Source organism: Mesorhizobium sp. Root552 (assembly GCF_001427285.1).
GTDB lineage: Bacteria > Pseudomonadota > Alphaproteobacteria > Rhizobiales > Rhizobiaceae > Mesorhizobium.
On the sequence record NZ_LMFV01000023.1, the window covers coordinates 356,074 to 380,863 of the forward strand.

General features: G+C 61.9%; 22 protein-coding genes. 14 read left to right on the forward strand and 8 right to left on the reverse strand.

Annotation, left to right across the window (positions count from 1 at the left end):
* The first annotated feature begins 114 nt into the window (after nucleotides 1-114).
* The 4 genes from uraH to xdhC are packed head-to-tail and all read left to right on the forward strand — an operon-like array spanning nucleotide 115 to nucleotide 5,298.
* On the forward strand, nucleotides 115-501 hold the full coding sequence (uraH, locus tag ASD50_RS12450) for a hydroxyisourate hydrolase (protein WP_056241371.1): 387 nt from the start codon (nucleotides 115-117) through the stop codon (nucleotides 499-501).
* Nucleotide 502: 1 nt separating this feature from the next.
* The gene (xdhA, locus tag ASD50_RS12455; protein ID WP_056241379.1) at nucleotides 503-1,984 is read left to right on the forward strand and encodes a xanthine dehydrogenase small subunit; all 1,482 of its coding nucleotides are present in this window, start codon (nucleotides 503-505) and stop codon (nucleotides 1,982-1,984) included.
* An 11-nt stretch (nucleotides 1,985-1,995) separates the two neighbouring features.
* A complete protein-coding gene (gene xdhB / locus ASD50_RS12460) occupies nucleotides 1,996-4,356 on the forward strand; it encodes a xanthine dehydrogenase molybdopterin binding subunit (RefSeq protein ID WP_056241590.1) in 2,361 nt (786 codons plus the stop codon).
* Nucleotides 4,357-4,413: 57 nt separating this feature from the next.
* Nucleotides 4,414-5,298, forward strand: a complete 885-nt coding sequence (xdhC, locus tag ASD50_RS12465; protein WP_056241595.1) for a xanthine dehydrogenase accessory protein XdhC — start codon at nucleotides 4,414-4,416, stop codon at nucleotides 5,296-5,298.
* Between the two features lies 1 nt (nucleotide 5,299).
* Here xdhC and dps read toward each other — a convergent pair whose 3' ends face one another.
* Nucleotides 5,300-5,788 (reverse strand): DNA starvation/stationary phase protection protein Dps, encoded by a 489-nt coding sequence (gene dps, locus ASD50_RS12470; protein WP_056241382.1) that lies wholly within the window; start codon nucleotides 5,786-5,788, stop codon nucleotides 5,300-5,302.
* A 124-nt stretch (nucleotides 5,789-5,912) separates the two neighbouring features.
* Nucleotides 5,913-6,833 carry a LysR family transcriptional regulator gene (locus ASD50_RS12475; protein ID WP_056241385.1) on the reverse strand — a complete coding sequence of 307 codons (921 nt, stop codon included), beginning with the start codon at nucleotides 6,831-6,833 and terminating at the stop codon, nucleotides 5,913-5,915.
* A gap of 144 nt (nucleotides 6,834-6,977) precedes the next feature.
* On the opposite strand from ASD50_RS12475, the gene ASD50_RS12480 reads away from it, so the two are divergent.
* The 5 genes from ASD50_RS12480 (at nucleotide 6,978) to ASD50_RS12495 (ending at nucleotide 11,596) form a co-directional block, all read left to right on the forward strand.
* On the forward strand, nucleotides 6,978-8,195 hold the full coding sequence (locus ASD50_RS12480) for a urate hydroxylase PuuD (RefSeq protein ID WP_056241389.1): 1,218 nt from the start codon (nucleotides 6,978-6,980) through the stop codon (nucleotides 8,193-8,195).
* 14 nt (nucleotides 8,196-8,209) lie between these two features.
* Nucleotides 8,210-9,523 (forward strand): guanine deaminase, encoded by a 1,314-nt coding sequence (gene guaD / locus ASD50_RS12485; protein ID WP_056241598.1) that lies wholly within the window; start codon nucleotides 8,210-8,212, stop codon nucleotides 9,521-9,523.
* 87 nt (nucleotides 9,524-9,610) lie between these two features.
* Nucleotides 9,611-9,736 (forward strand): hypothetical protein, encoded by a 126-nt coding sequence (locus tag ASD50_RS24080; RefSeq protein ID WP_274533318.1) that lies wholly within the window; start codon nucleotides 9,611-9,613, stop codon nucleotides 9,734-9,736.
* Between the two features lie 15 nt (nucleotides 9,737-9,751).
* Nucleotides 9,752-11,008 carry a glycerate kinase gene (locus ASD50_RS12490; protein WP_056241392.1) on the forward strand — a complete coding sequence of 419 codons (1,257 nt, stop codon included), beginning with the start codon at nucleotides 9,752-9,754 and terminating at the stop codon, nucleotides 11,006-11,008.
* Between the two features lie 144 nt (nucleotides 11,009-11,152).
* The gene (locus ASD50_RS12495) at nucleotides 11,153-11,596 is read left to right on the forward strand and encodes a hypothetical protein (RefSeq protein WP_156465057.1); all 444 of its coding nucleotides are present in this window, start codon (nucleotides 11,153-11,155) and stop codon (nucleotides 11,594-11,596) included.
* 15 nt (nucleotides 11,597-11,611) lie between these two features.
* Here ASD50_RS12495 and ASD50_RS12500 read toward each other — a convergent pair whose 3' ends face one another.
* The 6 genes from ASD50_RS12500 to ASD50_RS12525 form a co-directional block, all read right to left on the reverse strand.
* The gene (locus ASD50_RS12500; RefSeq protein ID WP_056241400.1) at nucleotides 11,612-13,078 is read right to left on the reverse strand and encodes a UdgX family uracil-DNA binding protein; all 1,467 of its coding nucleotides are present in this window, start codon (nucleotides 13,076-13,078) and stop codon (nucleotides 11,612-11,614) included.
* Between the two features lie 3 nt (nucleotides 13,079-13,081).
* Nucleotides 13,082-14,317: a putative DNA modification/repair radical SAM protein gene (locus tag ASD50_RS12505; RefSeq protein WP_056241403.1), complete on the reverse strand. Its 1,236-nt coding sequence runs from the start codon at nucleotides 14,315-14,317 to the stop codon at nucleotides 13,082-13,084.
* 82 nt (nucleotides 14,318-14,399) lie between these two features.
* Entirely contained in the window at nucleotides 14,400-15,788 is a 1,389-nt protein-coding gene (locus ASD50_RS12510; RefSeq protein WP_056241407.1) for a glutamine synthetase family protein, read from the reverse strand.
* A gap of 33 nt (nucleotides 15,789-15,821) precedes the next feature.
* Nucleotides 15,822-17,198 (reverse strand): aspartate aminotransferase family protein, encoded by a 1,377-nt coding sequence (locus tag ASD50_RS12515; RefSeq protein WP_056241410.1) that lies wholly within the window; start codon nucleotides 17,196-17,198, stop codon nucleotides 15,822-15,824.
* Between the two features lie 83 nt (nucleotides 17,199-17,281).
* On the reverse strand, nucleotides 17,282-18,256 hold the full coding sequence (locus ASD50_RS12520) for a WD40 repeat domain-containing protein (protein WP_056241413.1): 975 nt from the start codon (nucleotides 18,254-18,256) through the stop codon (nucleotides 17,282-17,284).
* Nucleotides 18,257-18,259: 3 nt separating this feature from the next.
* Nucleotides 18,260-19,351 carry a CobW family GTP-binding protein gene (locus ASD50_RS12525; protein WP_056241416.1) on the reverse strand — a complete coding sequence of 364 codons (1,092 nt, stop codon included), beginning with the start codon at nucleotides 19,349-19,351 and terminating at the stop codon, nucleotides 18,260-18,262.
* 433 nt (nucleotides 19,352-19,784) lie between these two features.
* Between ASD50_RS12525 and ASD50_RS12530 the strand changes: the two genes are divergently transcribed.
* The 5 genes from ASD50_RS12530 to ASD50_RS12550 all read left to right on the forward strand — a co-directional run bounded on the left by ASD50_RS12530 (nucleotide 19,785) and on the right by ASD50_RS12550 (nucleotide 24,788).
* Nucleotides 19,785-20,963 (forward strand): NAD(P)/FAD-dependent oxidoreductase, encoded by a 1,179-nt coding sequence (locus ASD50_RS12530; RefSeq protein ID WP_056241417.1) that lies wholly within the window; start codon nucleotides 19,785-19,787, stop codon nucleotides 20,961-20,963.
* 192 nt (nucleotides 20,964-21,155) lie between these two features.
* The gene (locus ASD50_RS12535) at nucleotides 21,156-21,623 is read left to right on the forward strand and encodes a MarR family winged helix-turn-helix transcriptional regulator (RefSeq protein ID WP_056241421.1); all 468 of its coding nucleotides are present in this window, start codon (nucleotides 21,156-21,158) and stop codon (nucleotides 21,621-21,623) included.
* Between the two features lie 171 nt (nucleotides 21,624-21,794).
* Nucleotides 21,795-22,679, forward strand: coding sequence for a DMT family transporter (locus ASD50_RS12540; protein WP_056241601.1), 885 nt, complete (start codon nucleotides 21,795-21,797; stop codon nucleotides 22,677-22,679).
* 88 nt (nucleotides 22,680-22,767) lie between these two features.
* Nucleotides 22,768-23,811 (forward strand): LacI family DNA-binding transcriptional regulator, encoded by a 1,044-nt coding sequence (locus ASD50_RS12545; protein ID WP_244484503.1) that lies wholly within the window; start codon nucleotides 22,768-22,770, stop codon nucleotides 23,809-23,811.
* Complete coding sequence (locus tag ASD50_RS12550; protein ID WP_056241423.1) at nucleotides 23,808-24,788, forward strand: 2-hydroxyacid dehydrogenase; 981 nt, start codon at nucleotides 23,808-23,810, stop codon at nucleotides 24,786-24,788. The genes ASD50_RS12545 and ASD50_RS12550 overlap by 4 nt, the downstream gene beginning before the upstream one ends.
* The last annotated feature ends 2 nt before the right edge of the window (nucleotides 24,789-24,790 follow it).

The following is a 24,790-nucleotide window of genomic DNA, read 5'->3' on the forward strand; positions in this document are numbered from 1 at the left end:
GCATATTCCCCCCAAAAAATTTGAAAGTGTTTTTGGGCCGCTCCGCTCGACCGGCACTTATGCTACGCAGTTAAATGGCGCACAATCCAATCTCGCGTGTTTTGATGTACCGGAATGGGAGGCAATGAATTGGGAGGAACCGCAAAAGACGGCGGTCGCTTGACGACGCATGTCCTCGATACGGCCAGCGGCAAGCCCGCTGAGGGCCTTTCGATCGAGTTCTTCAGCATTTCCGGCGACGAGCGCACCCATTTGAAGACCGTCGTCACCAATGCGGACGGCCGTTGCGACGCGCCGCTTCTTGCCGGCGACGATTTCCGCACCGGCGAGTACGAACTGGTATTTGCCGCTGGCGACTATCTGCGGCGCGATGGCGCGAAACTGCCCGAACCCGCGTTTCTTGACCGTGTGCCGATCCGTTTCGGCATGGCGGAGCAAAAGCACTATCACGTCCCGCTTCTGATCTCGCCCTACGGATACTCGACTTACAGGGGGAGCTGACATGGCTGGGGTGAAGGTTCGCAACGAAATCCGTTTCATCCTCAACGACCGCGATGTGTCGCTGAAGGATGTTGCGCCGGATCAGACGCTTCTCGATTGGCTGCGCCTGTCGAAGAACCTCAAGGGCAGCAAGGAAGGTTGCGCCGAGGGCGACTGCGGCGCCTGTACCGTTCTGGTCGGCAAGCGTGTCGGCAAGGAACTGGTCTATGAGAGCGTCAATGCCTGCATCCGTTTCGTAGGATCTCTCGACGCCTGCCACGTCGTGACCATCGAGCATGTGAGCGCGGACGCGGAGCACCTTCATCCGGTCCAGCAGGCGATGGTCGATTTCCACGGCTCGCAATGCGGCTTCTGCACGCCGGGCTTCGTCATGTCGCTCTATGGCTTGTGGATGAAAACGCCCAAGCCGAGCGATCTCGATATCGAAAAGGCGCTGCAGGGCAATCTGTGCCGCTGCACCGGCTACGAGGCGATCATGCGCGCCGGCCGCGCCATTTCAACTTATGGAAAAGTGGCCAACGATCCGCTGGCGACGGAGCGCTCCGCCATTTACGCGAAGCTGGCCGCCATGGATGATGGCGTCCGCGTCGAGGTGGGCGAGGGCAAGCACCGCCTGATCGTGCCGGCCAGCGTCGACGATCTCGCCGATGTGCTGGAAGCAGAGCCGAAGGCGACAGTTGTTGCCGGTTCGACCGATGTCGGGCTTTGGGTGACCAAGATGATGCGCGACATCTCGCCGGTTGTGTTCATCGGCAAGATCGAAGGGCTGCGCTCGATCAGCGAGCGCAACGGCGTCATCACCATCGGCGCGGGCGTCACCTATACCGAAGCGTTCGATCTTCTGGCCGCCCGCATTCCGGCGCTCGGCGATCTCATCGATCGCATTGGCGGCCAGCAGGTGCGCAACATGGGCACCATCGGCGGCAACATCGCCAACGGCTCGCCGATCGGCGACAGCCCGCCGCCGCTGATTTCGCTAGGCTCGCGCCTGACCCTGCGCAAGGGCAAGCAAAGCCGCACCATTCCGCTCGAAGAGTTCTTCATTGCCTATGGCAAGCAAGACCGCCAGCCCGGCGAATTCGTCGAGGCCGTGCATGTTCCTCTTCCCGCCAAGGGCGACCGCTTTGCTGTCTACAAGATTTCAAAGCGCCGCGACGAAGACATCACCGCAGCTTTGGGCGCGTTCTACCTGACGCTTGCCAAGGACGGCACGGTCGAGACCATGCGCATAACATATGGCGGCATGGCGGCGACGCCGAAGCGGGCCAAGGCGGTGGAAGCGGCACTTCTCGGCAAGCCGTGGACGGATGCGACCGTGGAAGCGGCAATAGAAGCCTATCCGCAGGACTACGCTCCGCTGAGCGACATGCGCGCAACAGCCGACTACCGCATGCTCGCATCGAAAAACCTGTTGCGGCGTTTCTTTGCCGAGACACAGGAAACCGGCGCACCACTACAGGTTTCGCGGCACCGGGCCGCGTGAGGCAGATGGCCATGACCAAGCATACCCCTAACCTCAAGGCAGAAAAGATCGCCGGTGGCGTTCATTCCACCCAGCGTCACGATTCCGCACACAAGCATGTGACCGGCACCGCCGTCTATATCGATGACATCGTCGAGCCGAGCGGAACGCTCCATGCCGGCTTTGGACTGTCCTCCGTTACCCACGCGCTGCTGAAGTCGGTCGACCTGTCGGCGGTACGGTCCGCCCCCGGCGTGGTCGATGTTCTGACTTATGCCGATGTTCCGGGCGAAAACGATATTTCGCCTAGCGGCATGCATGACGATCCGGTTCTGGCTGAAGGCAAGGTCCAGTTCCACGGCCAGCCGATTTTCTGCGTGATTGCCGAAACGCGCGAGCAGGCTCGCTACGCCGCGCGCCTTGCCAGGATCGAATATGAGGAACTGCCGACGATCATCGACATTGGCAATCTTGATCCGTTGAACGACAAGCTGGTGACCACGCCGCTGATCCTGAAACGCGGCGAGCCGGAAATCGCGCTTGAGGCTTCGCCCCGCCGCATCAAGGGACGCATGCGCCTTGGCGGACAGGATCATTTCTATCTGGAAGGGCAAGTGTCGCTCGCAGTGCCGGGCGAGGACGACGAGGTCATCGTCTACTGCTCGACGCAAGGCCCTAGCGAAACCCAGCACATGATAGCCCATGCGCTCGGCGTGCCGAGCCATGCCGTGACTGTCGAGGTGCGGCGCATGGGCGGCGGCTTTGGCGGCAAGGAAACGCAGGCCAACCAGTGCGCGGCCCTTGCAGCCATTGCGGCCAAGAAGCTGAAGCGCGCCGTCAAGGTTCGCATGGACCGAGACGAGGACATGACCGCCACTGGCAAGCGGCACGATTTCGTCATCGACTACGATGTCGGCTTCGACGACGAGGGCAACATCCTCGCCATCGACTACATGTATGCCTTGCGCAGCGGTTTCTCCGCCGACCTGTCGGGTCCGGTCGGAGACCGCGCGCTGTTTCATTGCGACAACGCTTATTTCTATCCGCATGTGCATGCCCGTTCGGCGCCGCTCTATACCAACACGGTGTCGAACACGGCGTTCCGCGGGTTCGGCGGCCCGCAAGGCATGGTCGGGGCCGAGCGCGTAATCGATGAAGTGGCTTTCGCGGTCGGCAAGGACCCGCTCGAAATCCGCAAGCTCAATTTCTACGACCCGATGGGCACCAAGGGCCACCGCAACGTGACCCCCTATCACCAGAAGGTCGAGGACTGCATTATCCAGCGCATCGTCGCCGAACTCGAAGAAAGCGCCGACTATGCCGGGCGCCGCCGCGAGATATCGGCGTTCAATGCCAACAGCCGCTACATCAAGCGCGGCCTGGCCCTGACGCCGGTCAAGTTCGGCATCTCCTTCACCAAGACCGAGTCCAACCAGGCCGGTGCGCTGGTGCATGTCTACACCGACGGTTCCGTGCACATGAATCACGGCGGCACCGAGATGGGGCAGGGCCTGCATCTCAAGGTGGCGCAGGTGGTGGCCGAGGAGTTCCAGATCGACATTGACCAGGTGAAGATCACGGCGACGACGACCGCCAAGGTGCCGAACACCTCGCCCACGGCTGCTTCGTCGGGTGCCGATCTGAACGGCATGGCGGCGCAGGACGCAGCGCGCCAGATCAAGAACCGGCTGATCGACTTTGCCGCCGAAACGCACCAGATTCCGAAGGAACAGGTGGTGTTCCTGCCTAACCGCGTGCGCGTCGGCAATGAGGAGATCAGCTTTGCAGAGCTTGTGAAGCAGGCCTATATCGCACGCGTGCATCTGTCGGCGGCAGGCTTTTACAAGACGCCGAAGATTCACTGGGACCGCAGCCGTGGCAAGGGCCACGCCTTCTACTACTACGCCTATGGCGCGGCCTGCTCCGAAGTGTCGGTCGACACGCTGACCGGCGAATATGTGGTGGAGCGCACCGATATCCTTCACGACACCGGCCGCTCGCTCAATCCAGCGATCGACATCGGCCAGATCGAGGGCGGCTTCGTGCAGGGCATGGGCTGGCTGACGACAGAGGAGCTTGTCTGGGACGACAAGGGCCGCCTGCGCACGCATGCACCCTCGACCTACAAGATCCCGCTGGCATCGGATCGGCCAAAGATTTTCAACGTCGCGCTGACCAACTGGTCGGAAGCCTACGAGCCGACGGTGCATCGCTCGAAGGCGGTCGGCGAGCCGCCTTTGCCGCTCGGGCTTGCCGTGCTGCACGCACTGGCGGACGCTGTTGCCAGTGTGGCCGACCACAAGATCTGCCCGCGCCTTGATGCGCCCGCCACGCCTGAGCGTGTCTTGATGGCCATCGAGCGGCTGAAGGCGCAGGTTCGCGGGGCTGCCTGATGGGCTTGAAGAAATTATCCGTGAAAGATGCTATGTTCCCATGAGGGAATGAAGGTCATGTCCTCGAAACTGCAAAGCCTGAAGGCTTTTTTGACTGACGCGAAACGCTTTGCCCTGGTTGAAGTGGCCGGCACGAAGGGGTCCACGCCACGCGAAGCGGGTGCTGTGATGCTGGTTTCGCCGACCCGGACCCACGGCACGATCGGCGGCGGACAGCTCGAATACATGGCTATCGACAAGGCCCGGCAGTTGCTGCGCCCCGACCACGGCAAGACCGGCAGGGCTGCTCCCTACAGCACGGATCGCTTCGGAACGATGCTGGATATCCCGCTTGGCCCCGAAATCGGGCAGTGCTGCGGAGGCCGCGTGGCTGTCTCCATCCGCCTTGGCGATCCGCAAATAGCGGATAATCTTGTCCTGCGCGAACAAGGCGAGGAGGAACGCTTGCCGCACCTCTATATATTTGGCGGCGGTCATGTCGGCCATGCGATGGCGGCAGCATGCGCCTTGATGCCGGTGCAGACGACAATCGTCGATACACGCCCCGAGGCGTTCGACGGATTGGCGCAAGGCGTCGAAGCGAGGTTGACGCCAGTGCCGGAAGAGGCGGTGAGGGAAGCGCCAGCGGGTTCGGCTTTCGCCATCCTGACCCACGACCATGCGCTCGACTTCCTGATTGCAGCCGAGGCGCTGCAGCGGCCGGATGCAGCCTATGTCGGCATGATCGGTTCGAAGACCAAGAAGGCCACGTTCAAAAGCTGGTTCCTGAAAACGGCAGGCGGAACCGAGGCGGAGTTTGCCCGTCTCGTCTCACCGATCGGCGGCGAGGCCGTGAAGGACAAGCGGCCATCGGTGATTGCGGCGCTTGCCGCAGCCGAGATCATGACGGCCTTCGCCCTTGATGCGGCGCACGCCGGTGTCGCGAAGGAAAGAACAGGCTGATTTACTCTTTTTCCTGCGTGTGGGCTTCTAGGAACCACAACAGCTTGTCGAGCGAGCGCGAATAGGCGGTAAAGATGTCCGCGCTGTCGGCGTCGCCTGCTTCGTCGGTCTCGTCTATCGCCTTGCGGGCCGACCTGCCGGCATCGGCATAGCGGTCGATCAGCGCCGCGAGATGGTCCTTGGTCTTGTGGATGTCCGTCGGATAGGGCCTCAGCGAGGTCCTCTTCGACACCTCCTGCGACGTGCCGACGGCGGTTCCGCCAAGCTGCACCGCTCGTTCGGCGATGGTGTCGACATGGCCGTCAAGTTCCTTGCGGAAAGTGTCCAGCATTTCGTGAATGGCGATGAACTGCGGTCCCTTGACGTTCCAGTGGGCCTGCTTGGTGATCAGTGCCAGATCGATGACTTCGGCAAGCCGGCCGTTGAGGATTTCTATCGAGGTGTTGCGGGTGTTTGATTTCAGGTCGTTTTTCGTGGCGATGGTAGCCATCGTATTCTCCTGCCTGATTTATTGGTCATAAAAGCCTGTGTGCGCTGGGCGCAAAAGGATTGGAACGCGCGCGAAATGGCACGTTCCAAACAACATATAGGGAGGAAATTTGTTCCCTGAATGCCTATGACTCGGCCAGAATGTCGCGGATCAGTCTCTGGCAGCGCTCAGCCATGAAATCGAGCAGCAGGCGCACCTTGGGGTCTTGCAGCTTCTTGTGCGGATAGACCGCCGCAAGCTGGACCGGGGTCGGTGGCGTCTTCTGCAAAATGACGCGCAGCCGCCCGTCGCGCAGATAGGGGGCGACCTCGAAGCGCGGCTTGTTGACGATGCCGCGTCCGGCCACGGCCCAACCGGTGAGGACGTCGCCGTCGTCGCTGTCGAAGGGGCCGCGAAATTCGAATTTCTGCGGGCCGTTTTCTGTCTGCAGCATCCAGTAGAATTCGCGCGAGCTCGGATAGCGCAGCATCAGGCAGTCGTGCTTCCTGCCGATCAGTTCCTGAACATCCTGCGGTTCTCCCCGCGTTTCGAGGTACTGGGGCGATGCGACCAGAACGCGCTCGCAGTCCATGATGCCGCGCAGGCGAAGCGAGGAGTCTTCGATGACGCCCAGTCGGAACGCGACATCGATGCCTTCCTTCAGGATATCGACATTATGGTCCGAAAGCCGCAGCCGGACTTCGATATCGGGGTACTTGTCGTGAAAATCGGGGATGCCGGAGGCGATGAGGCGGCGGCCAAGGCCGAGCGGTGCGGTGACGCGAATGGTGCCGCGGGGCTGGCCGGACAGGGCGGAAACCGCAGCTTCCGCCTCGACGATTGCATCGAGCACCTGCTTGGCGCCGTTATAGAACACCGTGCCGTGCTCGGTCGGCATGAGCTGCCGCGTGGTGCGGTTGAACAGCCGCACGCCGAGATGCTTTTCAAGTTCCTTGATACGATTGGACGCCACCGCCGGCGAGATGCGCATATCGCGCCCCGCTGCCGAAAGGTTGCCAAGTTCCACCACACGGACGAATACGGCGATATTGTCGAGATAGGCCATGCGCTGATTTCGTGGCTCTCATCTGGCTGCGTAGAATGACCATAGTATTTTCCAATTTTTTTTGAAAGTCATCGTATTTCCCACCCCTTTTCGTTTGGAGCGCGATACCGCTAATGTCCGAGGCTCGGCAGGAAGGGATGGAGCATGCTGGACTTCGCGATATTCTGGGATTGGCTGGCGTTCGGCGTGCGCTGGCTGCATGTCATCACCGCCATCGCCTGGATCGGCTCCTCCTTCTACTTCGTTGCGCTCGATCTGGGCCTGCGCCAGCGGCCCGGCCTTCCGGCGGGCGCTTACGGCGAGGAATGGCAGGTTCACGGCGGCGGCTTCTACCACATCCAGAAATATCTCGTCGCACCGGCGGAGATGCCGGAACACCTGACCTGGTTCAAATGGGAATCCTACGCCACGTGGCTGTCGGGCTTCGCGCTTCTGTGCGTGGTCTATTACACCGGTGCAGATTTGTTCCTGATCGACCCCAACGTGCTCGACGTTTCCGTGCCGGTCGGCATTGGCATTTCACTTGCCACCATCGGTGTCGGCTGGCTCTTCTATGATCTCTTGTGCAGGCTTTTCCTCGGCAAGAGCGATACCGGCCTGATGCTGCTGCTCTATGGCGTGCTGGTGGTGATTGCCTGGGGCTTGACGCACCTGTTCACCGGCCGCGCAGCCTTCCTGCATCTTGGCGCCATCACCGCCACGATCATGTCGGCCAACGTCTTCATGGTTATCATTCCGAACCAGAAGATCGTCGTTGCCGACCTCATCGCCGGCCGCCAGCCGGACCCGAAATACGGCAAGATCGCCAAGCAACGCTCGGTCCACAACAACTACCTAACGCTGCCGGTGTTGTTCCTGATGCTGTCGAACCACTATCCGCTGGCATTCGGTACGCAGTTCAACTGGGTTATTGCTTCGCTGGTGTTCATCATCGGCGTGCTGATCCGCCACTTCTTCAACAGCCAGCATGCCCGAAAGGGCAATCCGACCTGGACCTGGCTCGCCGCAGGCATCCTGTTCATCATCATCATCTGGCTCTCGACCGTGCCGAAGGTGCTGACCGGAGAGACCAAGGTGAGCGCGGCTGGCGAGCAATTCGTCGCTTCCGCCCATTTCCCGGCAGTACGCGACACCGTGCTTGGCCGCTGCGCCATGTGCCATGCTGCCGAACCCTCCTATGAGGGCATCTATCATGCGCCGAAGGGCGTGACGCTGGACACGGATGCCGGTATCGCCGCGAATGCCAAAGAGATCTACCTGCAGGCCGGGCGCAGCCATGCCATGCCGCCGGCCAACGTGACCCAGATGACCGACAAGGAGCGCGCCATGCTGGTCGCCTGGTTCGAGGAAGCGAAGAAGTGATGGCGGCTGGCCAGATGACCACCACCCTGCTGCGTGGCCGCACGCTCTCCTTCCTGCGCTGGCCCGAGACAATCGACGACCATGCCGCCTATCGCTACGAGGAAGATGGCGGGCTGTTGTTGCGCGACGGCAAGATCGTCGCTGCCGGTGCCTATGCCGAAGTTGCAAAGCAGGCAGGCGAGGGCGTCAAGGTCATCGACCATCGGCCGCATCTCCTTCTGCCCGGCTTCATCGACGCCCACATGCATTTCCCGCAGATGCAGATCCTCGCCAGCTATGGCGCTGAACTTTTGGAGTGGTTGAACACCTATACGTTTCCGGAAGAAACCAAGTTCGAGAATGCGCAGCATGGACGCCGCATTGCGCGCCTGTTCCTCGACGAAGTGATCCGCCACGGCACCACGACGGTCGCGGCCTATTGCTCGGTGCATAAATCGTCGGCTGACGCCTTTTTTGCCGAGTCGCACGGGCGCAATATGCTGAACATTGCCGGAAAGGTGATGATGGACCGCAATGCGCCGGACGGCGTGACCGACACGCCGCAATCCAGCTACGACGACACCAAGGCGCTGGTCGGCGAATGGCACGGCAAGGGCCGCCAGCACTATGCCATCACGCCGCGCTTTGCCATCACGTCGACGCCCGAGCAGATGGGAATGGCCGGCGCTCTGGCGCGCGAATTTCCGGACCTGCATATCCAGACGCATCTGTCGGAAAACCACGCCGAGATCGCGTTTACCCAGGAACTTTATCCGTGGTCGAAAGACTACACCGACGTTTACGAGCATTACGGCCTGATGGGGCCGAAAACCCTGCTTGGCCATTGCATCCATCTGTCGGAGCGCGAAGCGGATGCGCTATCGGCGACGGGCTCGATCGCCGTGTTTTGCCCGACTTCGAACCTGTTCCTCGGTTCGGGCCTGTTCCCATACCAGCGCCTGCGCTCACGCCGGAATCCGGTCCGCATCGCGGCGGCCACCGATGTCGGCGGCGGCACCAACTATTCTATGCTGCGCACCATGGACGAAGGCTACAAGGTCATCGCGCTGCAGGGCGAGAAGCTGACCCCGTTCCAGTCGTTCTGGCAACTCACGCGGGGCAATGCCGAGGCGCTTTCGATTGCCGACAAGGTGGGTACGCTCGAGGTTGGAACTGATGCCGACATCATCGTTCTCGACGCAGGCGCGACACCGGTTACGCGGCTGAGGATGGAAACAGTCAGGACGCTGGCCGAGGAGCTTTTCCTGCTGCAGACGGTTGGTGACGACCGCGCCGTACGCGAGGTCTACATCGCCGGAAATCCGGCCAAGAGCGAGCTTGCCGCCTGAGGCGAATTGCCCGCTTGGCCTAACTCCCGCTTGACCCAGGCACACTGATCGGCCAAAGCGTCTGGCGACTTTCCGGGAGGAGTGCCGATGGCCGTCGCCGACGACATCGAGACCATCAAGCGCCAGGAGGCGAAGCTTGTCTTCGATGCCTTGTGCGAATATCTCGGCCACGACCGTGACAAGCTGACTTTGCCCGCCCAGAAATCCAACTAGAAAAGCGACCCCTGCATGGATTCCAAGCGCTTCCTGACATCCATCTTCGACGCTGCCGTTGCCGCCGCCGACCCGGAAAAGACCATTCGCAGCCACCTGCCGGCCAAGCCGAAAGGCAGGACGATCGTCATCGGCGCCGGCAAGGGAGCAGCGCAGATGGCTGCTGCCTTCGAGAATGTCTGGGACGGACCGGTGGATGGCCTGATCGTTACGCGCTACGGCTACAGTGCGCCGACGAGGCATCTGGAGGTGGTCGAAGCCTCGCATCCGGTTCCGGACGCGGCGGGATTGGAAGCCGCAAAGCGGGTCATGGCGAAGGTTTCGGGCCTGACCGAAGACGATCTGGTGATAGCCTTGGTGTGTGGCGGTGGTTCGGCGCTGCTGGCTGCCCCCGCCACTGGTCTGACACTTGCCGACGAGATTGCCGTCAACGAGGCGCTGCTCGCCTCAGGCGCGCCGATCTCCGCCATGAACACCATCCGCAAGCACGTCTCGACCATCAAGGGCGGCAGGCTGGCCGCCGCCGCCTGGCCGGCGAAGGTTGTGTCGCTCGTGGTGTCGGACATTCCGGGCGATGATCCGGCACTCGTGGCTTCAGGTCCGACCGTGCCGAGCACGGGAAGCCGCGCCGATGCGCTGAAAGCCATCGAAACCTACGCCATGAAGCTTCCGGCCGCCGTCATGGCGCACATCAATTCGCCGGCTGCCGATGCGCCGGACCCGAAGGACAAGCGCTTCGCCCGCAACGAGGTGCAGATTATCGCCTCCGCCGCCGTATCATTGGAGGCCGCCGCGGCCGAGGCCAAGCGGCAGGGCATCGAAGCGGTGATCCTGTCGGATTCGCTGGAGGGCGAGGCGCGCGAGGTCGGGTCGGTCCATGCGGCTATCGCCCGCGAGATCGCCACCCGCAACCGGCCTTTCAAGAAGCCGGTGCTGCTCTTGTCCGGCGGCGAGACGACGGTGACCTTGCGCGCAAAGGGCAAGGGCGGACGCAACAGCGAGTTCCTGCTCGCTTTCGCCATCGGCATCGACGGCCATGACGGAATCGAGGCGCTGGCCGCCGATACCGACGGCATCGACGGCTCGGAGGACAATGCCGGCGCTTTCGCCAATGGCTCGACCGTGGCGCGTATGCGCGCAGCCGGTGTCGACGCCAAGGCGATGCTGGCCGGCAACAACGCCTGGACGGCGTTCAATTCGGTTGGCGATCTGTTCGTGCCCGGCCCGACCGGCACCAACGTCAATGATCTGCGGGCAATTCTCATTCGGTGATTGCAGAAAATTTTCACGAATCGTCGCGCGCAAGCTTAAAGATCCTCATGTAGAGGGTTGCCGTCATTGCGTGTGAGGGCACGGCAACTGCAAGACGAGCGGCTGGAATTTCGCAATAATATGGCGGTCGCCGGCTGGGTCTTCATGGCCATCTGGACGGGGTTTCTGTGCCTGTTCACCTATATTTTCATGCGCGACGGCGGCTTTCGGCAATATGATCCGGCAGTCGAATGGGCCATTCTCGGCCTGTTCTGGCTGTTTGGCCTTGGCGGTTGCAGCTACTTCTTCGGAACGCCGCGATTTCGCATGACCGTCGTCAACGGCCAGGTGACGGTGAATGAAAGATGGCTGTTGCGCCGAAGCACCGAAACCTTCTCATTGAAGGTGATGGCTGATCCGGTCGTTATTCGGGACAAGGATTCCGAGGGCGATCCCTATTTTCGCTGCCGTGCGATCACTCCGTCCGGGCGCCGGATCATCGTTAGCGAGAGCAACGACGAGGAAACGGTGCGCAATGCGTGCCAAAGGTTGAGCGACGCGATCGGCAGGCGACCCAGATCCGGCTCGGATCGAGATGAGGCAGGCTGATGGCGGCCTCCAGCTTCAGGCCATCAGCTTCTTCACGGCCCGCATGTCGTTAAGAAAGCGCCGGCGTTCCGCTTCCTTCTGTGCCTCGTCGGGAATGCGCAGAATGAAAGACGGATGAATGGTGAGGAATACCCGCAGCCCATCTATGCGTTCGACCACCTCGCCACGCATTTTCGTCACCGCAATGCTCTTGCCGAGCAGGGAGAGGGCAGCGGTCGCGCCGAGAGCCACGACCAGACGCGGGTTTACCAACGCCAATTCCTTGTCGAGCCACCAGCGGCAAGCCTGAACCTCGCCTGCGTTCGGCCTGGAATGGATGCGGCGCTTGCCGCGCGGCTCGAACTTGAAGTGCTTGACCGCGTTGGTGACGTAGGTTTTCTGCCGGTCGATGCCGGCATCAGTCAGAATTGCGTCGAACACCTTGCCTGCCGGTCCGACGAACGCCTTGCCAGCAATGTCTTCCTGATCGCCCGGCTGCTCGCCGACAAACATGAGTTCCGCATCGGGCGGACCGTTTCCGAACACCGTTTGGGTGGCATCGCGCCACAACGGGCAGCGCCGGCAGCTTATGGCGGCGTTCCGCATGGCATCCAGCGAGGTATAATTTCCGTCCTCATTATCGGCATGTGCATCCGTTGCCGGCCAATGCAGGGCTTGCACCTTGGCGTGATGGGCCGCGGGTTGTGTCGGCGTCCGCGCAATCATCTCTTTCGCGGCCTCGTCCGCTCCTGCGATCAGGTCAGGAATGAGCGCGGCCTCCGGCAAGTTCCGCCAGTATTTCTTGGGCATCTCCTTTTGCATCGCCTGCACCTTCAGCCGCGCGGGGTTGAAAATGTTCCGGAAATAGGTTTGCCATAGATCTTCGGCGGCATCCTCGGCAGGAGTGTCCGTTTTCGACGCGCCCGGTCCGATGGACAGGGTTTCGCCGTTCCAGCTTGCCGAGGCACAGGGCGTCAAGATGGTCCAGCACATGCCGGTGAAGCGACGCACGAAAAATGGCGCGTTGCGCTCAACGATGAAGTGCGACGGCTCAAACCAGGCAACGAAATGCTCGCCGTTGCTTGTTTCGATCCGGCGAAAGCGCACAAATGCGCGCATCTTGTGCATGTCGCGCCCGACTGCCTTTTCCATCGCCTCGAAGCGACGAACATCCGGGTCGGAGGCGATCTCAAGAAGCTTGGGTTCACGCCTCAAGCGCCAGAGCAGGCGGTAAAGCAGGGCGAAACGTTCGGAGTCGCGGTGGCAGATGACGGATTCGGCGCGCGTAACGAAGCTGCGCGGTACGTTGAGGCTTGTAGTGTCAGGCGCTTCCGGAAGAGTTTTGTCCTCATCGGCGGCATTGGTATCGATTACCCACGTCACGGCTTGCGGACTGATATCGTTCAAGGCCAGCTTTCGCGCTGCATTCCGCCAGCCGGCGAAATCGGTTTCGCCGGCAAGCGCGACGCTGAACGGGGAAAGGGCGAATTGCATCGTCTGCATGGGTCAAAACAGCGCCAGTTGCTCGCAAGACCGCACGATTGTCTGGCGAAGCGCCGCCATGTCCGTCATCGCTCCCGGCGACCAACCTTCTGCGGTGATGAAGGGACGGAGCTTGGCAATCGATTTCGAAAGCCGGCCCACGTCTTCCAGCCTCAGGCGCCGATGGCGGCGCGTCTGCAGGATGCGGTCCACCACCTTCGTGCCAAGCCCCGGCACGCGCAGCAGCATTTCCCGGGATGCGCGGTTGACGTCGACGGGAAATTGCCCGCGGTTGCGCAGCGCCCAGGCGAGCTTCGGATCGATGGCAAGATCCAGCATGCCGTCGGCTGTGCCTTGCAGAATTTCGCCTTGCCCGAAGCCGTAGAAGCGCATCAGCCAGTCTGCCTGATAAAGCCGGTGTTCGCGCAACAGCGGCGGTTTTTGCGAAGGCAGTGCCGATGAGGAATCCGGGATCGGGCTGAAAGCGGAGTAATAAACGCGGCGTAGCTGATAGCTGCCGTAAAGCCGCGCGCTGGTTTTCAGGATGCCGTCGTCGCTGGTCTTGTCTGCGCCGACGATCATCTGCGTCGACTGGCCGCCGGGTGCAAAGCGTTCGCGTGTCTTCGTCCTAAGTGTCGGCTCGGCCTTTTCCTCGATCTTCGCACGCAGCTTGGCCATCGATAGGCGGATGGTTTCCGGCTTCTTTTCCGGCGCAAGCTTCTTCACGCTTTCGTCCGTGGGCAATTCGATATTGATCGAGAGCCTGTCGGCATAAAGGCCCGCCCGCTCGATCAGTTCGGCCGAGCATTCGGGAATGGTCTTCAAATGAATGTAGCCGCCGAACTTTTCCTCAAGCCTGAGCCGCCGCGCTACCTCGACCATCTCGCCCATCGTCTGGTCGGGTGAACGGATCACGCCGGAAGACAGGAACAGGCCCTCAATGTAGTTGCGGCGATAGAAGTCCATGGTGAGCCGCACCACGTCGTCGATAGAAAACCGCGCGCGCGGGACATTGGACGACGAACGGTTGATGCAATAGCTGCAATCATAGATGCAGAAATTGGTCAGCAGGATTTTCAGGAGCGAGATGCAGCGGCCATCCGGCGCGTAGGAATGGCAGATGCCCATGCCTTCGGTCGAGCCAATGCCGCCGCTCTTCAGCGAGTCCCGCTTTACCGAGCCGGACGATGCGCAGGATGCATCGTATTTGGCCGCATCCGAGAGGATGGCGAGTTTTTCGCGAAGTGTGAGCGTAGCCATTTGTTCATGATATGTTCTTTTTACCGGTTGCGCTATTAAATTTGACGTACCCCATGAACGGAGTGCGCCTGCCGGGCAGGCGTCAAACCTCGTGCAGATAGAGGTGGTAGTCGAGTTCGCTGATGGTGCGGGCTACGCGCAGATACTCGGCGTATTTGATCGATGTGAAGGTCCGGTGCAGGTCGTCGCCGAGCGCCGTCCGCAGGAATTCCGAGGCTTGCGCCGCCTTGATGGCTTCGCGCCAGTCTGCCGGCATGACGCTGCGCGCGTCCTCGGCGGCTTCGTAGCCGTTGCCCGTCGTTTCGGGGCCGGGGTCGAGCTTTTCATCCAGCCCCTTCGAAATGCCGGCAAGAACCGTCGCAGCAACGAGGTAGGGGTTGGCATCGACGCCGGAAGGGCGGTGCTCGATACGCCGGTTCTTCGCCTCGCCGGCGGGCACGCGCAGTGCCACCGAGCGATTGTTGACGCCCCATGTGGGCGCTACCGGCGCATAGGATTGCGCGACGAAGCGACGCCACGAATTGGCATGCGGCGCGAACACCAGCATCGATTCAGCCATCGTGTCGGCAAGCCCGCCCAGCGCGTTGAGCAGCAGCGGCGACCAGCTTTCGCCGGCCTTTTCTGTGAACACGTTGCGATCTTCGCGGTCGAGCAACGAGACATGGAAATGCATGCCGGAGCCGGCATAGGATTCGATCGGCTTGGCCATGAAGCAGGCGGTGACGCCATGACGGCGCGCCTGCGCGCGCACGATGCGCTTGAGCAGGATGAGGTCGTCGGCGGCGCGCATCACATCCTTGCGGTAGTGCAGCGTCAGTTCGTACTGGCCCGGCGCATATTCCGAAATCACCGTTTCGGTCGGAACGCCCTGTTCCTTGGCAGCGGCATAGATGTCGGAGAACAGCGGCTCCATGCCGTGCAGGTGGTCGACGGAATAGACTTCGGTCTTGCCGCTCTTGCGCCCGTCCAGAACGGCGCGGGCGGGCTGCACCTTGCCGTCGGCGTCGCGCTCGTTGGCCAGCAGGAAGAACTCCAGTTCGAACGCGCCGGCCGGATGCAGGCCCTTGCTTGCCAGCGCCTCGACCTGCCTTGCCAGCGCATGGCGCGGGTCCGACGTCATCGGCGCGCCGTCGAGGTGGTACATCGCCATCAGCACCTGCCCGCGCGCAGGGCTGGTGCCGTAGAGCGGCACCAGGGTGCCGGGAAGCGGCCATGCGCGCAGGTCGCCGTCGCCTGAATCCCAGATCAGGCCGGTTTCGTGGACGTCCTCGCCGGTGATGTCGAGGCCGAGGATCGAGATCGGCATATGCCGCCCGCCCTCATAGATGCTCATCAGCTCGTGCCGGCGTACGATCTTGCCGCGCCCGACGCCGTTGGAATCGGTCAAGACGATATCGAAGGCCTCGATCTCCGGATGCCGGTCGAGAAAGGCCTGCGCTTCGCTGGGCTTCGAGCCCGAGGGTGATGTCATGATGAAACTCTGGTGGACGCTATCGTGCTTGTCTCACGCCGCAAGTTTCGCGGCAACATCGGCAAAGGCCGCGATCAGCCGGTTGACCTGTGCGACGCGTGTGGCGGGCGAGATCAGCATCATGTTGTGGAACGGTGCGATCAGCACGCCGCGATTGACCAGCGCGACATGGATTGCGGCTTCCAGTTCCGGCACATGCGCGCCTTCTGCCTCGCCGCCATTTTTGAGCGGCCCCGGTGCACAGATGAACTCGACGCGCGCGCCGACGCGGGCGACGTGCCAGGGCAGGCGATAGCGGTCGATCACGGCCGTCAGCCCGGCGTCAAGCCGCCGTGCCAGATGTTCCATATGGGCGTAGTTTTCTGCCGTCATCACCTCTTCAAGCGTCGCCCGCATCGCGGCGAATTGCAGCGGATTGGCCGATAGCGTCGTGCCCATGCCGGAGTAGCCGGGCTCCTTGGAGCGTTCATAAGCGGCAAAACGCGAGGCGAGTTCGTCGCTCATGCCCCAGATACTGGCTGGTACGCCGCCGGCAATTGGCTTGCCGAGCACGAACAGGTCCGGTTCCAGCCCCTGAACCTTCGTGTAACCGCCAAGGCCGGTGGAGATCGTGTGCGTCTCGTCGATCAAAAGAAGCGTACCGGCTGTGCGTGTCAGCTTGCGAAGCGCTGCATGAAAGCCGGGTTCCGGCAGCACCATGCACGAATTGGTCAGCACCGGTTCGGTGATGACGCAGGCAACGGATTTGTCAGCCAGCGCGGCTTCAAGGGCGGGCAGGTCGTTGAACTCGATCACTTTGGTTGCGCGGGTGAGATCGCGGAATTCGCCCGCGAGGCCGGGACGATTGATGGCGCGGCCGTCCTTCAGCCGAACCATCGTCTCGTCCACCGAGCCGTGATAGCAGCCGTTGAAGACGAGGATGGTTTCGCGCCCGGTGACCGCGCGGGCAATACGCAGCGCGAAGCGGTTGGCATCCGTAGCGGTCGTCGCGATCTGCCAGAACGGCAGGCCGAACTTTTCCTGCAGCAGCGGCCCGATGGCCAGCGCGTCTTCCGAAGGCAGCATGTAGGTCAGGCCGCGCCCGGCCTGCCGGCGGATGGCGCGTGCGACTGGCGGCGGCGAATGGCCGAACATCGAGCCGGTGTCGCCAAGGCAGAAGTCGTCCAGCCGGTTGCCGTCGATGTCGGTAATGGTCGCGCCCTTGGCCTGATCGACGACGATCGGGAAGGGCGTCGGCCAGTCCTTCATCCAGTGCATCGGCACGCCGCCGAGGAAGCCGGCAATGCCGTTGCCGACCTTTGCCTCGCTTTTCGGGCGGGCGGCCCGGAAGGTTTCGGATTCGGTATCGCGGATCTGCTCGATCCGGTTGCGGGCAATGCCGCCCAAGGTGATGTCGTCGTGTCTGGTCATGGCCGCCACTCATAGCCAATGCGGCATGAGGACGGCAATCCGGCCAGCAAAGGTCTTTGCGCTGGGCAGTCGTCGGGTGTTGGTCAGGCGGTTATGTCGATGACGCCGCAGTCGCCGGCTGCGGAGCCGAACACGATGCGGCGTTCTTCCCTGTCCCACATCATCGAGGTGATGGCGCCCTTGCCGGGCCGGCGCAGCAGCACTTCCTTGGCGTCGGTGAAGCGGGCCGCGATGACCATGCCGTCTTCGTAGCCGATGGCCACGACGTCCTGGCTTGGATGGCAGGCGACGCAGGTCACCATGCTGTTGCCGCGCGTGCCGAGCTCCAATGGTGCCTTGCCCATCGGGCCATCCTTGGCCTGGAATGGCCATACGATTGCCGCCGGCGCACCGGAACTCGCCAGCCACTTGCCTTTCGCGGACCACGACAGGCTCTTGACCTTGGCTGGGTAGCCGCTCATGCGCATGTGCTTGCCATCGGCAAGCTTCCAGCCGTGCAGGGCGTTTTCCTGCATGGTGGTGACGAGGAAATTGCCGTCGGGCGAAAAGGCGATGCCGGTATGGGCGCCGGCCCATTCAAGTTCCGTCGGCTTGCCATCTGCCGCCGGGAAATGCAGCGTCGCGCCATTGTAGCGGGCAACGCCGATGCGCATGCCTTTCGGTGCGAAGGCGATGCCCTCGACCGAGCGCGGATGGACAAATTCCTTCAACTTGCGGTCAGAAAACCGCACATAGGCGATCTTGCCGGAGGCATAGGCTACTGCTCCCTGCGGGCCGGCGGAGACGCTGGTGATCCACTTCTTGCCGGCATCGGCCAGTTGTTCGACCACCCCCTCGCTCTTGACGGCAAACACCTTTCCGTCCTCGCCGCCAGTGATCAGCCGGTCGTTCACTGCATCGTGGAATGTCGCGAGCAGGCCGTCATTGGCCTCGACCGTCTTGTGGCCGTGATCCAGCCGATGCACCGCGCCGTCTGCCAGCGCGAAATGCGGAACATTGTTCAGGAAGACGGCGGCAAGGCAGTGGCCGTCGAGATCAAGCGGTGCGACTGTCGGCATGGGTCAGTTTGCAGTCACGGCCTGGCAGGCGTCGAAGCTCTTCTTCAGCCGCTCGGCATCGAGTTCGCGGCCGATGAACACAAGCCGGCTCTCGCGCTTCTCGCCGTCTTTCCATGCGCGCTGGTGATCGCCCTCGAGGATCATGTGCACGCCTTGCACGACGTAACGGTCGGGGTCGTCCTTGAAGGCGATGATGCCTTTCAGGCGCAGGATGTTCGGGCCTTCCATCTGGGTGATCTTCTCGATCCACGGGAAGAATTTTCGCGAGTCCATCTCGCCGCCGCGCAGCGACACCGACTGCACCGTCACGTCATGGATGGCTGACGGGTGGGCGTGGTCATGATGGTCATGGCCGTGATGGTCGTGATCATGATGATGGTGGTGGTGATGATCGTGGTCGCAATCCGGACCGCATTCATGGTCATGGTCGTGATCGTCATGCGCGTCGAGGAAATGCGGATCGTTTTCCAGCGCGCGGGTAAGATCGAACGCGCCGCGGTCGAGCACTTCCCGGAGATCGACGCCCGAGCGCTGGGTGCGGTGGATTTTCGCCGCCGGGTTGATGGCACGCACGGTGGCTTCCACGTCGCGCAACTCATCGTCCGTGACGAGATCGGTCTTGTTGAGGACCACGACATCGGCGAAGGCGATCTGGTCTTCCGCCTCCTTCGAATCCTTCAGGCGCAGCGGCAGGTGCTTGGCATCCACCAGCGCAACGACAGCATCGAGCTTGGTCTTGGAGCGCACGTCCTCGTCCATGAAGAAGGTCTGCGCCACCGGCACCGGATCGGCGAGCCCTGTCGTCTCCACCACGATGGCGTCGAAGCGCCCCGGACGCCGCATCAAGCCTTCCACGACGCGGATCAGGTCGCCGCGCACCGTGCAGCACACGCAGCCATTGTTCATCTCGTAGATTTCTTCGTCGGATTCCACGATCAGGTCGTTGTCGATGCCGATCTCGCCGAACTCGTTGACGATGACGGCGTAGCGCTTGCCGTGGTTTTCCGAAAGAATCCGGTTGAGCAAGGTGGTCTTGCCCGAGCCGAGATAGCCTGTCAGAACGGTTACGGGAATTTGCGTCTGGGTGTCGCTCATGTCGGGCCTCGAAAGGGAATGTGGGCTCCATATAGGATGCTTGGCTGCGTTTTGCACGACGAATCCAAACCGTTTCGCGTTGGGCCAGATTGCGCACCGGTGCGATGAAAATCTGATGTAAGGCTGCGATCAAACGCTATAGGAGACTTGTTGTGTTAGGTCGTGGACTCATAAATGTGATCGAAATGGCGCCTGGAACGGCAAAAAGCTGCGAGGAGAAGCGCGAAGGGCGATGTGGGCCATCGGCCGAGCGGTTCGACGCGGCAGCATGCAGCCGTTCCGGCGTCCGCAGGATGTGGTCCATCTGCACGGCTACTTTGTCGAAAGAGCTTGAAAATGAATGACATTTCCTGCGCTCTTTCTCCGCGTATCCGAACAGATGACCTCACACCATTTCGACCAGATTTATGAGTTCACGACCTAGGGGCGCCGCGTGGATTCGGTCGACGTATTGATCATTGGGGCGGGCGCTGCCGGCATGATGTGCGCAATCGAGGCGGCACGGCGCGGGCGCCGGGTGCTCGTCATCGACCATGCCCGTAGCGCCGGCGAGAAGATTCGCATCTCCGGCGGCGGACGTTGCAACTTCACCAACATCCATGCCGCACCAAAGAATTTCCTCTCGCAGAACCCCCATTTCTGCATTTCGGCGCTGAAACGCTACTCGCAGCATGATTTCATTGCGCTGGTCAAAAGCCACGGCATCTCCTTTCACGAAAAGACGCTGGGGCAATTGTTTTGCGATGGCTCGGCCACGCAGATCATCCAGCTCCTGCTGGATGAAATGAAGCGCCACGGCGCTGCGCTTCGGCTGAACACGCGCGTGGAAAAAATCGACAAGACCGCGGACGGCTTCGACGTCGCCCTGGAAACGGGTTCGGTACGCTGCGCCTCACTGGTCGTGGCATGCGGCGGCAAATCGATCCCCAAGATGGGCGCGACGGGCCTTGGTTACGACATTGCCGCGCAGTTCGGCGTGCGGCTGGTTGAAACCAGGCCCGCGCTGGTGCCGCTGACCTTCGAGCCGAACACGCTGGAGCCTCTTAAGCCGCTCAGCGGCATCGCCGTCGATGCCGTCGTCTCCTGCCGCAAGACGCAGTTCGAGGAAGCCATGCTGTTTACCCATCGCGGCATTAGCGGCCCGTCCATCCTGCAGATATCGTCGTACTGGCGTGAAGGCGACGAGATCGGCATAGCCATGTTGCCGGGCGCCGATCTGTTCGCGGCGCTGCGTTCGGCAAGGGCCGAAAATGGCAAGCAGGCGCTGCAGACCGCGCTGGCTGCCTTGCTGCCGAAAAAGCTCGCCCAGATGATTGCGGAGCAGTTGGGCATATCGGGAAACATGGCCGACCTGCCGGACCGCGAACTTCGTCGCGTCGAAGCTGCCGTCAACGACTGGCGCGTCAAACCTGCCGGTTCGGAGGGCTATCGGACGGCGGAAGTGACGCTGGGCGGTGTCGATACGCGCGATCTCGATTCAAAGACGATGGCGGTGAAGGCCATGCCGGACCTTTATTTCATTGGCGAGGTCGTCGATGTTACCGGTTGGCTCGGTGGCTATAATTTCCAATGGGCATGGTCATCAGGCTGGTGTGCCGGACAGTCGGCTTAAGGGAGCTGGGTAGCCTGTTCGCAAAACAAGTCAGCCGGATAAACAGTGTCATGAAACTGCAATGCGGTTCTGTCATAAGCAAGCCGCTGCGGTTTTGATTGCCGGCAAAAGGGTTTCGTCGGGACCAAAATCAAAGCCAGTGTAAATGGCGGCGTGTGCTATCGTGCCGCCTGTCCGGATTGAGGGGAAGACATGGCCAAGGCTGACAGAACAGCGACTATGAGCCGGCTGCATTCGGCTGCCAGGCTGGCGCGTACCGCGCTTGCGGCGCGGCTGCTCGCGCACGGTTTTTACGCCGGGCAGGACCAGATCATGCTCGCGCTCGATCGCGAGGATGGGCAAACGCCGGGTACGCTCGCCGATCGGCTGGGCGTTCGCCCCCCGACCATCACCAAGACCATCAACCGGCTTCAGGCACAGGGTTTCCTGGATAAAAGGGCTTCGAATTCCGATGCCCGGCAGGCCCATATCTTCCTGACCGATTCCGGCCGCGAAATGATCATGGCTATCGAGAAATCGGTGAAGAAGACCGAAAAGCAGGCGCTGAAGGGCCTCGACAAGAAGGATCAGAAGGCGCTCTACAAGCTTCTGGCGCGCGTCGAGGCAAATCTTTCCGGTGCGGAAGTCATGGTCGAAGAAGAGCCCGAAGCCGAGGAATAGCATCGGGAGATTGCCGGGCCTTTTCGGATAGGCCAGCCGCATTTGCGCTTGCAGCGCGTGGCGGGTTGGCACAAAGCTGACACAACGAGAAAGCACGTTGATTCAGGCTTTGCTGTGAACACCTCCCCCCGACCGGACGACAACGCGACGCCTGTCGCGGCCATCCTCTATATGGTCGTCACCTATATCCTGTTCACTTTCCTGGATTCGTCCAGCAAGTATCTGGTGCTTGCCGGCATCGCGCCGCTCTTCATCGCCTGGGTGCGCTTTGCCGGGCATGTCGTTCTGGTGCTGGTGCTGTTTCGCGGGTGGCAAAGCGTCAGCCGCTTTCGTCCCGCAAGCCTGCCGGCGCACGTTTTGCGCGGCCTTTTCCTGGCCGGCTCGACTGTCTTCAACATCCTTGCCCTGCGCTACCTGCAACTGGCCGAAACGACGTCGATCTATTTCTTCGGGCCGATGGTGATCACCGCGCTTGCCGGGCCGATGCTTGGCGAATGGGCCGGCTGGCGGCGCTGGCTGGCCATCTTTGCCGGCTTCATTGGCGTTCTGGTCATTACCCGTCCCGGTGTCGGCGTCTTTGGCATCGGCCACCTCTTTGCCTTGTGCTCGATGCTGTCCAATTGTTTCTACGTCATCATGACCCGGCGCCTGTCGGCTACCGAAACGCCGGAAAGCCTCGTGCTTTTCGCTGCGTTGGCGCCGGCCGCGCTGCTGTTGCCGACGCTGCCGTTTTCGGTGACCTTGCCAACGGACGCCTGGCATTGGTTCATTCTGTTGATGCTGGGCTTTTTTGGCGGGGTCAGCCACTGGTGCCTGATCCAGGCTTACAGGCAGGCAACCGCCACCTCGCTTGCGCCTTATCCCTATCTGCAAATGATCTGGATGATCGCGTTCGGCTGGTTCATCTTCGACCAGTTCCCGGACAATTGGACGCTGGCAGGCGCAGGCATCATCGTCGCCAGCGGGCTCTACATCATCCATCGCGAGCACAGGCTGCGCGTTCGCAATCAGGCCGGGCCTGGCGCCGAAACCGAGGTGGTGGCAAAAAAGCTTTGATTCGCTGCAGAACGATGGCATAAGCCGCATTTAAACTGTTTAAATGCCGGATGGCTTGGATGGTCAGATCCACGCTCATCCTGATCTAATGCGGTGGGGACCCGAGGCGCTGGCACAGAAAATCAAGCTTTCGACGATCGCGGACGCATTGGGCGTCTCGACCGCAACCGTCTCGCTGGCGTTGCGCGACAGTCCGCTGGTGGCCGGGTCGACGCGCGACCGCATCAAGGAACATGCGCGCGAGATCGGCTATATCTACAATCGCCGTGCGGCCAGCCTGCGCACCTCGCGCTCGGGCATTGTCGGTGTCGTCGTGCACGACATCATGAACCCGTTCTACGCCGAGATCCTGCGCTCCATCGAGCATGAACTGGACCGCTCGCGCCAGACCTTCATCCTGTCCAACCATTACGACCAGCTGGACAAGCAGCGCACCTTCATCGACACGCTTTTGCAGTTGGGCGCCGATGGCGTGATCATGTCGCCGGCCATCGATACGCCGGCGTCGGACATACTCATGGCCGAGGAAAACGGCCTGCCGGCGGTGCTGATCGCCCGCGACGTCGATGGTGCCCATGTGCCTGTGTTCCGCGGTGACGACGCCTATGGAACGGCGCTCGCCACCAACCACCTCATCTCGCTCGGTCACAAGCGCATCGCCATGATCGGCGGCACCGACCAGACCTCCACCGGCCGCGACCGTTACCAAGGCTATGTCCACGCGATGGAGGAAGCAGGCCTTGAGGTAAAGCCATCCTGGCGCATCGCCGGCCCTCGCACCAAGCAGGGCGGGTTCGAGGCGGCGAACCAGCTATTGGCGCTGAAGGACAAGCCCACGGCTGCCTGCTGCTGGAACGACCTCGTCGCCATCGGCCTGATGAACGGCATCGCGCGGGCCGGCCTCCTGCCGGGCCATGACATCTCTGTTACCGGCTATGACGATCTGGAAGAAGCGGCCATTGCCACGCCGGCTCTGACGACGGTGTGGAACGGCCAGCGCGAGGTCGGCCGCCGCGCCGCGAGTGCGCTTCTCGACAAGCTGAACGGCCAGCCGGTGCATCTGTCGCAGGATCTCATCAAGCCGGAATTGCATGTGCGCCAGTCGACCGGACGGCCTGTGGAACGTTCATGACCGATCCCGCATCGCCTGCGCCCGTCACCATACTGGTGCCGGGAACCCTGCACGACCACGCCATAAGCCGCATCGCCTCGGCCTTCAGGCTCCTTGAGATCGAAAGGCCTGACGCTTCGCTTGTCGATCCGTCCGACGTGGCGGCGGTGCGCGGCATCGCCACCTTCGGCGAGATCGACGCCGCGTTCATCGACGCGTTTCCGAAGCTGGAGATCATCGCCAAGATCGGCGTCGGCTACGACTCGGTCGATGTCGGCCATGCTGCGAAGTGCGGCGTGATGGTCACCAACACGCCGGATGTGCTGACCGAAGAAGTCGCCGATTCAACCGTCGGCATCCTCATTTCCGTGCTGCGCGAATTGCCAAAAGCCGAGGCCTGGCTGAGGGCTGGCAAGTGGGCTTCTCAAGGTCCGATACCGGTAAGCCCGCTGACGTTGCGAAAGCGCAGCATCGGCATTTTCGGCATGGGCCGCATCGGGCTGGCAATTGCAAAGCGGCTGGAAGGGTTCGGCCTGCCGATCGCCTACCACAACCGCCGCCCGGTCGAGAGCGTTGGTTATGCCTATTATCCTACGTTGAAGGCGCTTGCCGAGGCGGTGGACACGCTGATCTGCATTGCGCCCGGCGGTCCCTCGACAGAAAAGGCGGTCAATGCTGAAATCTTCGCTGCGCTTGGACCGAACGGCGTTTTCGTGAACACCGGGCGCGGCAGCACGGTCGATGAGGATGCGCTGGCAAAAGCATTGGCCGATGGCACTATCGCTGCCGCCGGCATCGATGTCTTCGCTAATGAACCGCATGTGCCGCAGGCACTGCTCGACGCGCCCAATGCCATGCTGTTGCCGCATGTGGCGTCAGGGTCAGCGCATACCCGCCAGGCCATGGCCGATCTGTGCGTGGATAATCTGGTGGCTTGGTTCTCGGCCGGAAGGCCGCTGACGCCCGTGCCGGAAACGGCGGGCGTCAGGAAACGCTAAGC

Excerpts from the sequence above, each read along its gene's own strand:
- uraH (WP_056241371.1), top strand. The coding sequence starts at position 115 with ATGGGAGGCAATGAATTGGGAGGAACCGCAAAAGACGGCGGTCGCTTG.
- xdhA (WP_056241379.1), top strand. The coding sequence starts at position 503 with ATGGCTGGGGTGAAGGTTCGCAACGAAATCCGTTTCATCCTCAACGAC.
- xdhB (WP_056241590.1), top strand. The coding sequence starts at position 1,996 with ATGACCAAGCATACCCCTAACCTCAAGGCAGAAAAGATCGCCGGTGGC.
- xdhC (WP_056241595.1), top strand. The coding sequence starts at position 4,414 with ATGTCCTCGAAACTGCAAAGCCTGAAGGCTTTTTTGACTGACGCGAAA.
- dps (WP_056241382.1), bottom strand. The coding sequence starts at position 5,788 with ATGGCTACCATCGCCACGAAAAACGACCTGAAATCAAACACCCGCAAC.
- ASD50_RS12475 (WP_056241385.1), bottom strand. The coding sequence starts at position 6,833 with ATGGCCTATCTCGACAATATCGCCGTATTCGTCCGTGTGGTGGAACTT.
- ASD50_RS12480 (WP_056241389.1), top strand. The coding sequence starts at position 6,978 with ATGCTGGACTTCGCGATATTCTGGGATTGGCTGGCGTTCGGCGTGCGC.
- guaD (WP_056241598.1), top strand. The coding sequence starts at position 8,210 with ATGACCACCACCCTGCTGCGTGGCCGCACGCTCTCCTTCCTGCGCTGG.
- ASD50_RS24080 (WP_274533318.1), top strand. The coding sequence starts at position 9,611 with ATGGCCGTCGCCGACGACATCGAGACCATCAAGCGCCAGGAGGCGAAG.
- ASD50_RS12490 (WP_056241392.1), top strand. The coding sequence starts at position 9,752 with ATGGATTCCAAGCGCTTCCTGACATCCATCTTCGACGCTGCCGTTGCC.
- ASD50_RS12495 (WP_156465057.1), top strand. The coding sequence starts at position 11,153 with ATGGCCATCTGGACGGGGTTTCTGTGCCTGTTCACCTATATTTTCATG.
- ASD50_RS12500 (WP_056241400.1), bottom strand. The coding sequence starts at position 13,078 with ATGCAGACGATGCAATTCGCCCTTTCCCCGTTCAGCGTCGCGCTTGCC.
- ASD50_RS12505 (WP_056241403.1), bottom strand. The coding sequence starts at position 14,317 with ATGGCTACGCTCACACTTCGCGAAAAACTCGCCATCCTCTCGGATGCG.
- ASD50_RS12510 (WP_056241407.1), bottom strand. The coding sequence starts at position 15,788 with ATGACATCACCCTCGGGCTCGAAGCCCAGCGAAGCGCAGGCCTTTCTC.
- ASD50_RS12515 (WP_056241410.1), bottom strand. The coding sequence starts at position 17,198 with ATGACCAGACACGACGACATCACCTTGGGCGGCATTGCCCGCAACCGG.
- ASD50_RS12520 (WP_056241413.1), bottom strand. The coding sequence starts at position 18,256 with ATGCCGACAGTCGCACCGCTTGATCTCGACGGCCACTGCCTTGCCGCC.
- ASD50_RS12525 (WP_056241416.1), bottom strand. The coding sequence starts at position 19,351 with ATGAGCGACACCCAGACGCAAATTCCCGTAACCGTTCTGACAGGCTAT.
- ASD50_RS12535 (WP_056241421.1), top strand. The coding sequence starts at position 21,156 with ATGGCCAAGGCTGACAGAACAGCGACTATGAGCCGGCTGCATTCGGCT.
- ASD50_RS12540 (WP_056241601.1), top strand. The coding sequence starts at position 21,795 with ATGGTCGTCACCTATATCCTGTTCACTTTCCTGGATTCGTCCAGCAAG.
- ASD50_RS12545 (WP_244484503.1), top strand. The coding sequence starts at position 22,768 with ATGCGGTGGGGACCCGAGGCGCTGGCACAGAAAATCAAGCTTTCGACG.
- ASD50_RS12550 (WP_056241423.1), top strand. The coding sequence starts at position 23,808 with ATGACCGATCCCGCATCGCCTGCGCCCGTCACCATACTGGTGCCGGGA.